Annotated in this window: 10 protein-coding genes and 2 pseudogenes; 5 read left to right on the top strand and 7 right to left on the bottom strand. The window is 63.5% G+C overall.

Features of this window, described 5'->3' with window-relative positions; genetic code table 11:
- Window positions 1–20: 20 nt before the first annotated feature.
- The 3 genes and pseudogenes from SINAC_RS41955 (at window position 21) to SINAC_RS21790 (ending at window position 3,028) form a co-directional block, all read left to right on the top strand.
- Window positions 21–382 (top strand): annotated as a pseudogene (locus SINAC_RS41955) (type II toxin-antitoxin system RelE/ParE family toxin).
- Window positions 369–716, top strand: coding sequence for a helix-turn-helix domain-containing protein (locus SINAC_RS21800; RefSeq protein WP_015247756.1), 348 nt, complete (start codon window positions 369–371; stop codon window positions 714–716). The pseudogene SINAC_RS41955 and the gene SINAC_RS21800 overlap by 14 nt, the downstream one beginning before the upstream one ends.
- 887 nt (window positions 717–1,603) lie before the next feature.
- Window positions 1,604–3,028: an IS1380 family transposase gene (locus tag SINAC_RS21790; protein WP_015244773.1), complete on the top strand. Its 1,425-nt coding sequence runs from the start codon at window positions 1,604–1,606 to the stop codon at window positions 3,026–3,028.
- A gap of 252 nt (window positions 3,029–3,280) precedes the next feature.
- On the opposite strand, the gene SINAC_RS21780 is transcribed toward SINAC_RS21790, so the two are convergent.
- Complete coding sequence (locus tag SINAC_RS21780; RefSeq protein ID WP_015247755.1) at window positions 3,281–4,357, bottom strand: NAD(P)/FAD-dependent oxidoreductase; 1,077 nt, start codon at window positions 4,355–4,357, stop codon at window positions 3,281–3,283.
- Between the two features lie 555 nt (window positions 4,358–4,912).
- Here SINAC_RS21780 and SINAC_RS21775 point away from each other — a divergent pair.
- On the top strand, window positions 4,913–6,178 hold the full coding sequence (locus tag SINAC_RS21775) for a hypothetical protein (RefSeq protein ID WP_015247754.1): 1,266 nt from the start codon (window positions 4,913–4,915) through the stop codon (window positions 6,176–6,178).
- Here the strand turns inward: SINAC_RS21775 and SINAC_RS21770 are convergent.
- Window positions 6,122–7,171 carry a sensor histidine kinase gene (locus SINAC_RS21770; RefSeq protein WP_015247753.1) on the bottom strand — a complete coding sequence of 350 codons (1,050 nt, stop codon included), beginning with the start codon at window positions 7,169–7,171 and terminating at the stop codon, window positions 6,122–6,124. The genes SINAC_RS21775 and SINAC_RS21770 overlap by 57 nt on opposite strands.
- A complete protein-coding gene (locus SINAC_RS21765; RefSeq protein WP_015247752.1) occupies window positions 7,168–7,962 on the bottom strand; it encodes a response regulator transcription factor in 795 nt (264 codons plus the stop codon). The genes SINAC_RS21770 and SINAC_RS21765 overlap by 4 nt, the downstream gene beginning before the upstream one ends.
- 725 nt (window positions 7,963–8,687) lie before the next feature.
- On the opposite strand from SINAC_RS21765, the gene SINAC_RS21760 reads away from it, so the two are divergent.
- Window positions 8,688–8,936: a hypothetical protein gene (locus SINAC_RS21760; protein WP_015247750.1), complete on the top strand. Its 249-nt coding sequence runs from the start codon at window positions 8,688–8,690 to the stop codon at window positions 8,934–8,936.
- A 139-nt stretch (window positions 8,937–9,075) separates the two neighbouring features.
- On the opposite strand, the gene SINAC_RS21755 is transcribed toward SINAC_RS21760, so the two are convergent.
- From SINAC_RS21755 to SINAC_RS21740, 4 genes and pseudogenes are all read right to left on the bottom strand, one after another.
- Window positions 9,076–9,825 carry a glucose 1-dehydrogenase gene (locus tag SINAC_RS21755; RefSeq protein ID WP_015247749.1) on the bottom strand — a complete coding sequence of 250 codons (750 nt, stop codon included), beginning with the start codon at window positions 9,823–9,825 and terminating at the stop codon, window positions 9,076–9,078.
- A gap of 47 nt (window positions 9,826–9,872) precedes the next feature.
- Window positions 9,873–10,960, bottom strand: a pseudogene (locus SINAC_RS21750) (alkene reductase).
- A 48-nt stretch (window positions 10,961–11,008) separates the two neighbouring features.
- Window positions 11,009–11,734 (bottom strand): M17 family peptidase N-terminal domain-containing protein, encoded by a 726-nt coding sequence (locus SINAC_RS21745; protein WP_015247747.1) that lies wholly within the window; start codon window positions 11,732–11,734, stop codon window positions 11,009–11,011.
- A 23-nt stretch (window positions 11,735–11,757) separates the two neighbouring features.
- On the bottom strand, window positions 11,758–13,368 hold the full coding sequence (locus tag SINAC_RS21740; protein ID WP_015247746.1) for an alginate export family protein: 1,611 nt from the start codon (window positions 13,366–13,368) through the stop codon (window positions 11,758–11,760).
- Window positions 13,369–13,378 lie beyond the last annotated feature (10 nt).

The raw sequence follows: 13,378 nt of genomic DNA, 5'->3' as shown, positions 1-13,378 counted from the left end.
ATCTGATATACAGATCTTGCATGAGCAATGAAGGGGAGCAACCCAAACTTCTAATTCGGCTGAAGGGCGAACTGAAAACGCCTCCCCTTTCAAAAGAGGCAGAGGATGGAGGCCGGGTTGCTCCTCCGCCGGCTCCAGACACACGAGAGGATCGGATTACCACACTCCCGCCCGATGCCACGAACTGCGGATCGTGTACGAAAACCGGACCTGGCGGATCATCTATCGCATCGACCAGAAAGCGATCGTTATAGTCGAGGTTTTCAGCAAGACCACAAGGCAGGCACCGAAAGCCGTCATCGACAATTGCAAGGCGAGACTGGCACGATATGACGAGGCGATGAAGCAAGCGAAGAAAGGAAATTGCGATGGACAAGCATAAACTGAAAGCATTGGAGGCCGCCGGGTTCAAGGTGGCCACCGTGGCTGAGTTCCTGGGTCTGACGGATGCCGAAGAGAAACTGGTGGAGATCCGACTTAGCTTGAGCCGGGCCATCCGCGATGCGCGGATGGCGAAAAAGTGGACCCAAAGGGATCTCGCCAAGGCAATCCGGTCAAGCCAACCACGCGTGGCGAAGATCGAGTCAGCGGCGGCTGATGTGACCGTGGACCTGATGTTGAAGGCCTTGTTCACGGTCGACGGTCAGTGGCCCTCCAAACCACCGAAGGTGAAGCCGGTCGTGAAGCGAAAGGCGAAAGCCAAAATCGTTGAGTGACCATTTCGTTGGCATCACCGCTTACTTATAGGAAAGGAAAAATCCGTCCTCTCCCACCAACAAATCCCCTTACCTTCTCTCACCATCTCCATGAGCGCCGTGGCTTCCGGGTCGGGCAGTCTGGCGAGCGTCACCTCACCGAAAAAAGCTCACTCCAAGGGGAGATCACGAAGCCCGCGCCGGAGATCGCCACGAGCAGGTACTTGGTACGAGCCTTCTCTTGGAATAGAGAGCTCCCAGAGGTGAAGGGCAACTCGATGACAAAACGGCCACCGACGCTACTCGTCGGTCGGTAAACCGCTATCACCTTAGCCCCGGGTGCGGGAGGCCAGCTCTTTCTCGAACAGATCGATCATGACGTCCAAGTAACCCCGCCACCCCGGGGAGATCCAGGCCAGGGGGCGACGACGCCACCGTTGCGCCTGATCAAGGTGGCTTTGAATATAACGCCTCGGCCCCGCGTTAATCCGATGTGCATCGAGGGAGGCACGCTCCCAATACGACATCGCTTCGTGACGGGCCAACATAATAAACAAATGCTGAATCGGGCCTCTAATTCTTGGCTCTCCCACGCGACGTGAAGGCAAAGGGACCGACCGAGGCGACCAACAATCGACACTGACGAAGTCTCGCTCGGATCGAGATCCGAAAAGTGTAACGAGGTTCCGTGCAAGGGACAAGAGGTCGACCAGCCCGAATATCAATTGCTATCCGAATATCTTATCCAACAGACAACAATTTATTACTCGACCGTGATTAGCCTCCGGCCGGTCCTCCTCCAACGGCTCCTTTAGCCTGGATTTCTCACCAGGGATTGAATCGGGCTGCCTTGCGTGTCATAGGTGGAATTGCGACAACCACTTTTGACACCGAACCAAGGCAGCCCGATGGCTACAGAGTGTAACTCGACTTACCTCGACTTTTCCATCCTCGGTCACCGCCAAGTGCTCGCCGATTTTGACGGGGGCGCCATCTCTTCCGACGGCGGTGCACTTCTGCTCCGTCAGATCGAAGCCCGCACCGGGATCATCCGCCAGTTCGCTGCCTGCTTTACCGACCATCGCGATCCTGACCTCGTCGAGCACCCCCTGGAACACCTCCTGGCCCAACGCGTCTATGGTCTGGCCTTGGGCTACGAAGACCTCAACGACCACGACGATCTCCGCTGCGATCCGTTACTGGCCACCGTCGTCGGCAAGACCGATCCCACCGGCCAGGACCGGCCACGGCTCCGCGATCGCGGCAAGCCGCTGGCTGGCAAGAGTACCCTCAACCGCTTGGAACTGACCCCTGTCGGGGCCGACGGACAGAGCCGTTACAAGAAGATCACCTGTCAGACCCATGAGGTCGAACGGCTCTTCGTTACCCTCTTTCTTCAGGCCCACAGCCGACCCCCCGAGCGGATCGTTTTGGACCTCGACGCCACCGACGACACGGTCCATGGCCGCCAACTTGGCCGCTTTTTCCACGGCTACTACAAGGGATACTGCTATCTCCCGCTCTACATCTTCTGCGGCGACCACCTGCTCTGTGCCCGGCTGCGTCCCTCCGACATTGATGCCAGCGCCGGCTCGGTGAAGTCCCTCAAGCGGATCGTCTCGCAGATCCGCCAGGCGTGGCCTCAGGTGAAGATCCTGATCCGCGCCGACAGCGGGTTCTGCCGCGAGGAGATCCTTCGCTGGTGTGAGGACAACGGCGTGGATTACCTGATCGGCCTGGCCAAGAACACCCGGCTGACGGCGGCGATCGCGACGGAATTGGCCCAAGCACGCCAGCAATTCGAGGCGACGAAACAGCCGTCCCGGGTCTTCGCCGAGTTGCGTTATCAAACGCAGAAGACCTGGAGCCGAGAACGTCGGGTGGTGGCCAAGGCCGAGCATCTGGGCAAGGGGGCCAACCCGCGGTTCGTGGTCACGTCGCTCACGGTCGAGGAACGAGCGGCGCCGCCGCTGTACGAGCAAGACTACTGCGGTCGCGGTGAGATGGAGAACCGGATCAAGGAGCAGCAACTCCATCTGTTCGCCGATCGGACCAGTGCCCACACGATGCGTGCCAACCAGATCCGGCTGTTCTTCTCCTCGATCGCCTACGTGTTGCTGGAGGCGTTGCGGCGGCTGGGGCTGGCGGGAACGGCGATGGCCGAGGCGCAGTGCCAAACGATCCGTCTGAAGCTCTTGAAGATCGGGGCGTTGGTGCGGGTGACGGTTCGCAAGGTGTGGGTGAAGTTCTCGAGCGGTTGTCCGTATGCGGAAGTGTTTCGGCGTGTGCACACCAACTTGGCGCGGTCGGGGCCCTTGATCCCGAGGTGCTGAAACGAGGAGACCCAGTCAAATGAGGCGGGAAAGCCCCTCCCTGAGGAGGGGTGAGGATCGGGGTGCGCCCCCGCCTGGGCGCGGGGGCCTGAGGAACCAGGTTCGCGTTGGCGTGAAGAGGTCCGATCAGGTCCACGCCGACGTGATGAGCAAGCGGGAGACCACGCAGGCCGCGGGTGGCGGGGGCGAGCCGTCGAAATCGTCGAGCGATCGGACCCCGAAAGAATAGGGTGAGAAATCCAGGTTAGGGGGTCACTCCCGGCGACCTGGACGACGCGGTGCGTCCTCGGTGAGCATGGCCATGTTGGCGACGGCGGCGGTCATTGAGCCTTCGGCCACCGCCGAGGCGACGCTCGGCACGCCCACGCTCGAGGCATCGCCGACGACGTACAGCCCCTTGACCTGGGTCATCCCGGCCGGGTCGGTCTTCACCATCCCCTTGGTCGGGCCCTCGCCGACGAACTCGCAGCCCAGCGCTTCCGGGAGGGACGCCCCCTGACGGAGCCGGGTCCGCACGAACAAGGTGGCCGGCTCAATCCGACGGCCGCTGGCGAGGTGGATCGCTCGGAGAGTCCCCCCTCCCCCTTCCAGGCGGTCGATCCGTTCCTCGACCACCTCGACGGCCTGCCCTTCCAGCCAGGCCCGGTCCTCGGGCGAAAGCTCGGCCGGGCCGTCGGTCAGCAGCGTCAACTGCTTGGTCCAGCCAAACAGCAACGTCGCAGTCTCGACGACCGACTCCTTGGGAGTGAGAAACGCCCAAGGGCGGCCCCGGTACTCCCAGCCGTGGCAGTAGGGGCAGTGGATCACGCCGGTGCCCCACAACTCCTGCAAACCGGGGATCTCGGGCAGCACGTCGACCAGGCCCGTGGCCAGGATCAGCTTGCGACAGGCGACAACCTCAGCGCCATCCAAGGTGACCTCGAACCCGCCCTCGACCGGCCGGGCTTCGGTGGCCGTGCCGCTATGGAACTGCACGTCGTAGGGCTTCAACTGATCCCGGCCGATCCGCCGCAACTCGGCCGGCGGGGTCCCGTCCTGCGAGAAGAAGCCGTGAACCCCCGCCGCCGGGGCGTTGCGGCCCCGCCCCGAGTCGCAGACCAATACCTTGCGGCAGGCCCGCCCGAACACCAGGGCAGCGCTCAGTCCGGCTGGGCCTCCCCCGATGATCACCACGTCGAACCGACGTGTCGGTCTTCCCGTCGCCGCTCTGTCTTCGGCCTCCGCAGCGCTGGCTCCCACGAGCACACCGGCCGAGCCCGCCGCCAGGGCGATGGCCTGCCGGCGGGACATGAGATCACCCTCGATTCGTCCACCCGTCTCATCACTCATCCCAAAGACCTCCCTTTTGCATGCCGTGTATCCCTTTTTGGGCCACGATGCACGAATCGTAGGGACGAAGCGGTGGCCGGATCTTCCACATTCCTGCCCAACCTTTTGCAGGATGTTGCCGGGGTCCCCAATCGCATCCATCTCACGGACCGGCTGGTTTTGCCGCTCAAGCACCACCGCAGGGGACTTTCGTTGGCTGGGGTGGAATCGCCCAGGCGACCCGCCCGCTCTTCAATTCCATTAATTTTCTAATTCATTTATTTCAATAAATTAAATCCAACCAAAAGAGCGGGCGGGTCGCCCGCGGTCCCAGGGGGGGGAGGAAGGGGGAGTGGCGAGAGACATCCAAGTCCCATTAATCATTGGCGGGTCTTCCGAATTTTGGGGACGGCGACGAACGCAACGTCGCTCACTCCTCAATATGGGGAGCGAGGTCATGCCTCACTGTCGATGATTGACTCAACCCCGGGCCGTTGGCTCGTTTTCGAAAGAAAAAGGCGAGTCCCAACCTGTGCGTGTGGGCGGATCGTCGAGAGGTTTGCACGGGAACTGGCAATGCGTGTGCTTCGTTTGGCGGTTCGACTGCTCCTGACGACGCTCGGGATTCTGACCGTCGTGGCCATCCTGCTGGGGCGGCACGGTCTCAAGCCGGCCACTCCTCGCCAGGCGGCGTTTCCCCGCTACCGGCCGGTCAGCTCCGCCTTGCACCAGAAGTTCGAGAGCGAATTCCGCTTGCGGGACATCGAGACGGGCGCGACGGAGCGGATCAGGCTCGACGAGGCGGACCGCATCGAATACGCCGTCTGCTCGCCCTGGCTCGATAGTCAGGGGCGATCGCATGTGACGGGCCTCTGGAAGTGCTTCGAGGGGGCTCAGGTCGGCACGATGGGGCTGGTGCGGATTGCGGTCCCAGGGGGCGAGGTGCTCGATCGCGTCGCGCTCGACACCGTTCCGGGAAGCTCTCCCTGCTGGTCTCCTGGGATGTCGGCAAAGATCCTGTTCTCGGGATGGGACGGCCAGCTCTACCGCTATTCGTTTGACGATCCTCCGAGGGCGGCCGAAGAGTCGGACGCCAACGGCGCGAGGAAGCCGATCCGCCTGGCCTGGCGAAAATCCCCTCCCTGGGACGATCTTCGCCTCTTCTGGGAGCCGACCTGGCCGACCGACCCGCGACTGGGAGGGAGAGTCATCGTCTCGGTCTCGTTCTACGAATTAGGCCCCGATCGGAAGGGCCGGACGAGGACGCAGCTCTGGTGGCTCAAGCTCGACGACGGCGGGACGGAAGTCGTCGACATGGGCCGCCTGATCGTCCCGGGGCCGACCGACTCGATCCTCGAGGAGCGATTGGCCAACGTCACAGCCACACCCGACGGCGGCCTCGCCCTGGCCTGCCTGGTCCGCCCGTCCGAGGATCGCGCACTCCGGTTGCGGCTGGGTCCGGTGACGATCGACCCGGCGACCGGCCATCCGTCCGTCAACGAGGCCGACATGGTGGAATTGCCCGGATCACGGCTCGCCTCCCAGCCGGAATTCTCGGCGGACGGCGGCTGGGTCGATTCCGCCCTGGGCGAAGTCGAAGCGAAGACCCACGACGTTGTCGAGCGTTATGCGATCGTGGCCGCGCTCACGGGACATCCCGTATCGGGGACAAAGACCCATGCCCGACTCTCCGACACAGCCACGACCACAGCCCGACCTACCCGCGACCGGAGCATCCCGCCGCTCGACCCCTTGAAGGTCCGTCCGGGCCGCCGGCACAAGACGTCAAGGCTTGAACGAACCGGCCCCGACGGCTGGGAGCACCGCATCTCGGCCGGCTAAGCCTTTGGCATGGGGCAATTCGATCGTGACGATCAGGCCGGGGTTCGCATTCCGGGCTTCCACCTTTCCTTGATGAAGGCTGATGGCCCGCTGGGCGATCGAGAGCCCTAATCCGACGCCGCCGCTGGTCCGGGCCCGGTCATTGTCCACGCGGAAGAAGGGCTTGAAGATCTGCCCCAGCCATTCGTCCGGAATCCCTGGCCCGCGATCGCGCACTGTGATCGTGGCCACCTCGGCCACGAGCGTCATGACGATCTCGACGGTCGTTCCTTCCGGCGCGTAGTGGATCGCGTTGCGAAGCACGTTCTCCACGGCGCGCCGGATCAACTCCCGCTCTCCGAGGACGATCGCGGAACCGTCGACCTTCAAGGCCAGGCGGCGATGCCTCGCCTCGGCCTCCAGCCCGCAGTCGGCGACCAGCGATCGGAGGAGGTCATTCAGGGGGATGACATGGAGGTCTTGCGACGACGGGTCCCCCTCGGCCCGCGTCAATTGGAGGAGCTCGTCGACCAGGTTGGCCAGCCGCTCCACGTCCTTGGCGATATGCGTCAGGGCCTCTTCCCGATCGCCGTCGGTGCGCGCCAGCTCCACGGCGAAGCGGAGCCGAGCGAGCGGAGAACGGAGTTCGTGAGACACGTCCTGCAAGAGCCGGCGCTCGGCGGTCAGCAACGTCTCAATCCGCTCGGCCATCCGGTCGAACGCCCGCGAGAGCCCCCCGATCTCATCCTTGCGCAGCGAGCCGGTGCGCGCCGTCAGATCCCCCCGTCCGAACTGCTCCACCGTCCGTCGCAGGCTTCGCAGCGGCCTGACCAGGTTGATGGCCACGAGGTAGCCGAGAACCGCAGTCCCCAACAGGGTCCAAAGATAGATCGGCAGGAAGGCAGGCGCCTGCCCCGAGGGCAAGAAGTACGACGAGGTCGCCATGAAAGCGGCGACCGGTAGCAGGCTCGTCCCGAGGAGCCAGAGGAAAATCTTGCCGAACAGCGACCTCATGGTGCGATCTCGCCTTCCCCTTCGGCCCCCGTACAGAAGAGGTAGCCGACACCGCGCACCGTCCGGATCCGGTCGCCGTGGCGCTTCAGCTTCTTCCGAATATGGCTAATATGAACGTCGATCGAGCGATCGAATGGCGTCGCCCGCCGCTGGTAGAGGGCGGTCATCAGCGCGTCACGCGAAAGCACCCGTCCGGCCGACCGCACAAGCTGCTCCAGAATATCGAACTCGATCGAGGTCAGGCCAAGAACCCGTCCCTCGCACAAAACCTCGCGGGCCCCGGGGATCAGCCGGATCGGGCCCACCACGAACGACTCGTGCTCGCTCTGCCGACTGTTATCCATCCGCCGAAGCACCGCGCGAATCCGGGCGAGCAGTTCTTCCGGGCCGAACGGCTTCGGCAAGTAGTCGTCCGCGCCGGCGTTGAGCCCGCGAATCCGATCGGCCTGAGCAGTCCGCGCCGTGAGCATGATCACCGGGATCTGGCTCCGACTCCGGACCTGGCCGAGCAACTCGAACCCGTCGAGATCCGGCATCATGACATCGAGCAAGACCAGGTCGTGCCCACCCGCCAAGGCGCGGGCCAGCCCCCGATGGCTGTTGTGAACGACCTCAACGCTCATCCCGTGCCGAGCAAAGAACTTCTGCATCAGGTCGCAGAGCTCGACATCGTCGTCGATGAGCAAGATGGAAACCGCCACCGCTGGGGCCGACGCGGAAGTCGAGTCATCACCTGACATCATCATCGTTGGAACGCCCGAAAGCAGTGGAGAAGATTCCTGAGCATTCATCGGAACGAGTCTCCCGACCTTCCCTTTGACCGCTTGCGTCGGACACCCGCTCTTCTTGAAAACCTCAGCGCATCCTGCACGAAGCGGTCAGGCCCCCATCACGAACTGGCTCGCGATTATAGACAGGCCTACCTCCCTCTTTTATTAAAGTTCGTAAATTCAACACCGATCGCGACCGGCCGCTCAACATGACGCCCAAAGGCGATCCGACTTCCAAGGAAATTGCGACACTTGGCAAGGCCCGCGAGGAATTCCAGCGGGAGAAACCCGAGCTAGACGACTTGGCGGCCTCGACGATGCCAGACGGCGGCTGAGACAAGAGCGAGGGATCTGATTCAGCCAGGAATTCACCACAATTTTCTTACGGCCCGATCCTGTCCTTGGATAATAACATTGAGCCTCGAAATACCAGAGAGTTGCCTCCTCAACGGGCCAGCTTGCACCGCTGGACCTGGATCAACAAACACAAGACCCGCACCGACGAAGATTGGCCCGATCTGCCCCCAACCGTTATTGTGAGATGAGATGAGGCACCCAAAGAAGGAGATCGACGCCGCGGTTCAATACGCCCTGGATCGTGGCTGGAGCCTTACAATGTCTAATGGTCACGCCTGGGGAAAACTTCAGTGCCCCCACCATGATCGCGACGGCTGTACAGCGAACGTGTACTCAACGCCTCGTGTCCCTGAGGACCATGCAGCCCATATCCGAAAAAAGGTGGATCGATGCCCGCATACGACTTCAGTTTGATTATCTCTGGTAAGAACGAATTCACCGATGCCGACGTCAATGCCCTCTTCGAAGCCGGCTGTGACGACGGCACTCCGGGAAGCAATTCTGGGGTTGCTTCAATCGACTTCACCCGGGATGGCGACTCCCTCCTCTGGTCCATCCGGTCGGCGATCGCCGACGTCGAGAAGGCCGGGTTCAAAGTCACCCGGGTCGAGATCGCAACTTCGGCCTTGGCCGAATGAGATCACCGAGAATGGGGTCCCGAATGGATCGAAAAGAGTCCCAAGGAAATTGCGGCACTTGGCAAGGCCCGCGAGGAATTCCAGCGGGAGAAACCTTCGCGACCGATGTTGCCGCACCACCGGGTCGATCCGATCAATCTCATTGCGAGCAGACGCCGCCGTCGACCGGAAGCGTGTGCCCAGAGACGTAGCTGGCCGCGTCCGAGAGCAGCCAGACTACGGCGTCGGCGATCTCCTCCGGCTGGCCGATGCGCCCCATCGGGACGAAGGCGGCATAGCTGTGTGGGTTGCCGCCGGTGCCCTTGGCCAGGAGCGGCGTTTCCACCGGGCCCGGGCCGACCGCGTTCACCCGGATTCCGAGCTTTGCGTAATCCAGGGCGGCGGCCTTGGTCATGCCGGTGACGGCGTGCTTCGAGGCCACGTAGAGGGACCAGCCCGGGTATCCGTTGAGCCCGAAGATCGACGAGGTGTTGACGATCGCCCCACCGCCGTTGCGAAGCATCTGCTCAATCTCGAATTTCATGCAGTAGAAAACACCCTTGATGTTCACGTCGAAGAGCGCCGCCGCCTTGGCAATGTCCTGCTCGTGGAGGGGGACCTGCTCGCCGTCCACCCCGGCGTTGTTGAACGCCAGGTCGAGCCTCCCATACTCGCTGACGGCGCGTTCCACGAGCGACTTCACGTCTTCCGGCCGCGCCACGTCCGTCCGCTGGAAGCAGGCCCGGCCCCCATGTTGGACGATGAGCTCTGCGACAGCTTCCCCCTTGGAGGCGTCCCGGTTCCCGATGACGATCGTGGCCCCGGCTTTGGCCATTGCGATAGCGGTCGCTCTACCGATGCCGGTCCCACCGCCCGTGACCAGACCTACTTTGCCTTGAAGATTTGCCATACGCATCTCCCAAATCAGAGAATCACGATAGTCATAAAGATACGACTTCAGTGGAGCGTCGGATAGTCGGTGTAGCCACGCTCATCGCCACCATAGAAGTTCGCGCTGTCCGGCAGGTTGAGGTGGGCGTTGCGGGCAAACCGCTCTACCAGATCGGGGTTGGCGATGAACGGTCGCCCGAACACGATCGCGTCGGCGCGTCCCGAGGCGATCGCCTCCTGGCCGCTCTGCCGGGTGAATCCGCCGACCGCCAACAACGTCCCCGGATAGACCGCGCGAATCAGGTCGACCGGCTTGAGGCCCGGCATGGAACCGCCCCGGCTGTAGCCGGAATCGTATCCGACGTGGAGGTACGCGAGTCCGAAGGGGGCGAGCGCGCGGGCGACGTGTGTGAACGTCTCGGACGGGTCGTCGTCCTCCATCTCGTTGACGGTGAAGCCGGGGCGATCTTGACCCCGACGCGGTCGGCCCCACGCACGCTGGCCACGGCCTCGACAACCTCCAGCAGGAATCGGGCGCGGCCCTCGACCGGCCCCCCGTAGGCGTCGGTCCGGCGATTCGAACTGGTGACCAAAAACTGGTTGGGCAAATAGCCGGTCGCCGCATGGATCTCGACCCCGTCGAAGCCGGCGGCGACGGCCAGTTCGGCGGACCGTCGGTATTCCTCGACGACTTGAGGGATCTCCTCGGTTTCGAGAGCACGCGGCGTTTCGAAAAGCACCTTGCCGGAGAAGGTGTGGACCAGACCGGAGAGGCGGACAGCCGACGGGGCAACCGGCAGAGCACGGCCGGGCAGCAATGAAGAATGCGACACCCGCCCGGCATGCATCAGCTGGACGAAGATCCGGCCACCGGCCTCGTGCAGAGCGTCGGTCACCTTGCGCCATCCGGCCGCCTGCTCGGCGTTATGGAGGCCCGGGCAATACGTATAGCCCCGTCCCAACGGGCTCGGGTGCGTCCCTTCCGTGATGATCAGGCCCGCCGTCGCCCGCTCGGTGTAGTAACGCACCATCATCTCGGTCGGTACGCACGCTTCGTCGGCCCGAAGGCGTGTCATCGGCGACATGATGATCCGATTGCGGAGCTCGAACGGTCCGATCTTGATCGGTGTGAAGAGGTCGATGGGATTCCTCATAAGTATCTCCTTGGCCGCGCCGAGGTGGAGAGCCGCCGCAATCCTCTTTTATGGCTTGCCCTTCGTCGAATAGGGCTCTGACGGACGGGCCACAGCCTTGGCCTCGGCGATCGACTTCTTCACCCCGGCGACGGTCTCGTCATAGTAGGCAGGTCCCGCCTCGATCACCCATTCCTCGAGCGTGTACGGCCTCGCGAACCCTTCCCGCTGTAGCCGCCTTTCTGTGCCGTAGGCGAGCAGCATCCCTCGGGTCACCGCGTTCTCCACGGCCCCGGTCCCGATCTTGGTGTTCCCCTGGTCGCGGATCAGCGGCGCGAAGGCGACCTTCGTCGCACCAATTTTCACGGCCTCACGCAGGGCGACGCGCCCCACCCGCTCCATCCTCTCGAGTGAGAGGGAGGACTCGTCACCAAGCCCGATGAGCAGCAAACGCGCCGGCTTGATCGTGCCCCGGGGGACGTCGAAGAGGATGGTCTCGAGCTCGTCACCGCCAAATTCCCCGCGCGACCGGAGCGAGGCGATGAGGCCGCCGAGATGCTTGTCGAGTTCGACCGGGGCGCCGGTCATCCGTGCATCGGAGTCAGGGGTGTGCTTGAAATAGCAGACCACCTGGAGCGGCACGTCGGCGTCATACGGGCCTTGCATCCGCACGATCAGCGAGGTCTCCCCCGGCCCGACCAGACGTGTCTCCGCAGGGGGCTTCGCCTGTGCCGGAGCCTGGGCCGGAAACCCGAGCGTGAGCGTGAACGCCAAAATCGCAATCATTCCTCGCATTGAATCTTCCTCGCGACAGTTCGTCAGAATTTGAGGGTCAGCCAGGTCGTGAAATAGTCGACGCTCTTCCCGGGCGTCGTCTCCTTGATGAACTCGCCGGGGAAGATGTGGACGTAGCTGGCGAGGAGCGTCACGTGCGGATTCAGAGTCCACACGGCGGTCAGCGCCGGGCTCGAGCCGATATACCGGGCCCTGCTGTCCCGGCCGCTGGCGATCAGCGACCCCGAGAGCCTGTAGACCCCGTCGTCCAGGCTCTCCCGCCAGAAGAAGGTCCAGTCGGCGGAGAGGAGCAGGTCGTCACGGAGGTGGAGGTCCAGGGTAGGGTGCAGGTCGATGATGTTCTGGGGTCCGAACGGCCCGGTCAGGTTGAAGTAGGCCCCGGACGGGAACAGCGGATTGAACGTCTGTAGGTTGGCGGAGTTGGCGTTCCGATCGCCGCTCGCGGCGTCGAATCGCACGCCCAGGGCCGGCTTGAATGGCGTCTGGGTGAAGTTGTAGCGGACCGCGTTGGCCGCGGTCCATGCGCTGATCCGCCCGGCCCCGAAGTCGCCGAATTGATAGACGTATTCGAGGTTGTACTCCCAAGGCAGAGGCCGGCCCCAGAGCCGCGTCCCGATCGAGTGCCGGAGCTCGCGGCCCGTATTCTGATCAAAGCTCGCGGCGAGGTTCCTGAACCCGAGGTAATAGAGATCGACGTTCGAGAGCGAGCCGTCGCCGATCGCCCGGACGCCGTAAAGGCCCCAGAACGAGACGTCGGGATTGGGATCATCGTCGAAGACGCCAGGGTTGTTCAGGACCGGCTTCGCCCACCATCCGTCGAGCGACCAGCCCCCGAGCTTCGCCAGCGCCCGCGCTCCGTCGAACGACCGCCGGAGGTTCGGTCCCTCCCGGACGTCGATCAGTCGGCCGCTCCCGTACCGGAACTCCTGCCGGCCGAGCCGCCAGGTCACCGACGATTCCGACTCATCCGCCCTCCAGGTCCAGTCGACGAACCCCTGGTGGGCGTCGAATATGTTGACGTCGATATCAGGGCGCGGGCCGCCGATCCGGCCGTCCTCGAATCCGCTGATCGACTGGAGGAACACCCTCCATCGGTCGCCGAGATGGAGGTCGGCGTGGAGCATGTATCGCTGAAGAAAGTAGGTGTTGTAACCCTGAGCGTTCCCGGGACCTTCCCCGAACGAGTCATTGTGATACGACTCGAACCACTCCCGGACGTCGCCGCCGAAGGTCAGGTAGTGGCCCTCCCGACCGAACAGGGGGATGTATTTGATGGGGTCGAAGAAATCGGTCCGCTTCGCAGGATCGGCGAGGAAGCTGAAATCCTCCTCATAGCGGAGCAGCTTGAAGTGCGACCCCGAGCCAGTCACGCCGGGGACCGACGCGGAAACAGCGGCCTGCCCTGGGCCGAGGCGCGGGACTTCGCTGCCGCCCGCAAGCGGACGGCTCGCGGCCTGCGCGCCATCGTCGGGTCCGGGGGCGGCAACGTTCGAGCCCGCGGCCTGCTGTGCGAGGGCGGGCGTCGCAACGCCCGTCAGGCCAAGCGTGCAAGCGGCGAGGAAGGCGTACCGCCTGACCTCAAGGTGGGCCCGTCTCATTCCCTGGACGAACGGGCTGTCAGTCGTTCTCCTCATCGCCGCTCGC

This window comes from Singulisphaera acidiphila DSM 18658 (genome assembly GCF_000242455.2).
GTDB lineage: Bacteria > Planctomycetota > Planctomycetia > Isosphaerales > Isosphaeraceae > Singulisphaera > Singulisphaera acidiphila.
Note: the sequence above shows the minus strand (reverse complement) of the source record. Positions and strands in the feature narration are given on the sequence as shown.

What these genes read in the sequence shown, in the direction of transcription:
- SINAC_RS21745 (WP_015247747.1), bottom strand. Translation starts at nt 11,734, where the DNA reads ATGCGAGGAATGATTGCGATTTTGGCGTTCACGCTCACGCTCGGGTTT.
- SINAC_RS21760 (WP_015247750.1), top strand. Translation starts at nt 8,688, where the DNA reads ATGCCCGCATACGACTTCAGTTTGATTATCTCTGGTAAGAACGAATTC.
- SINAC_RS21765 (WP_015247752.1), bottom strand. Translation starts at nt 7,962, where the DNA reads ATGAATGCTCAGGAATCTTCTCCACTGCTTTCGGGCGTTCCAACGATG.
- SINAC_RS21755 (WP_015247749.1), bottom strand. Translation starts at nt 9,825, where the DNA reads ATGGCAAATCTTCAAGGCAAAGTAGGTCTGGTCACGGGCGGTGGGACC.
- SINAC_RS21775 (WP_015247754.1), top strand. Translation starts at nt 4,913, where the DNA reads ATGCGTGTGCTTCGTTTGGCGGTTCGACTGCTCCTGACGACGCTCGGG.
- SINAC_RS21800 (WP_015247756.1), top strand. Translation starts at nt 369, where the DNA reads ATGGACAAGCATAAACTGAAAGCATTGGAGGCCGCCGGGTTCAAGGTG.
- SINAC_RS21740 (WP_015247746.1), bottom strand. Translation starts at nt 13,368, where the DNA reads ATGAGGAGAACGACTGACAGCCCGTTCGTCCAGGGAATGAGACGGGCC.
- SINAC_RS21790 (WP_015244773.1), top strand. Translation starts at nt 1,604, where the DNA reads ATGGCTACAGAGTGTAACTCGACTTACCTCGACTTTTCCATCCTCGGT.
- SINAC_RS21770 (WP_015247753.1), bottom strand. Translation starts at nt 7,171, where the DNA reads ATGAGGTCGCTGTTCGGCAAGATTTTCCTCTGGCTCCTCGGGACGAGC.
- SINAC_RS21780 (WP_015247755.1), bottom strand. Translation starts at nt 4,357, where the DNA reads ATGAGTGATGAGACGGGTGGACGAATCGAGGGTGATCTCATGTCCCGC.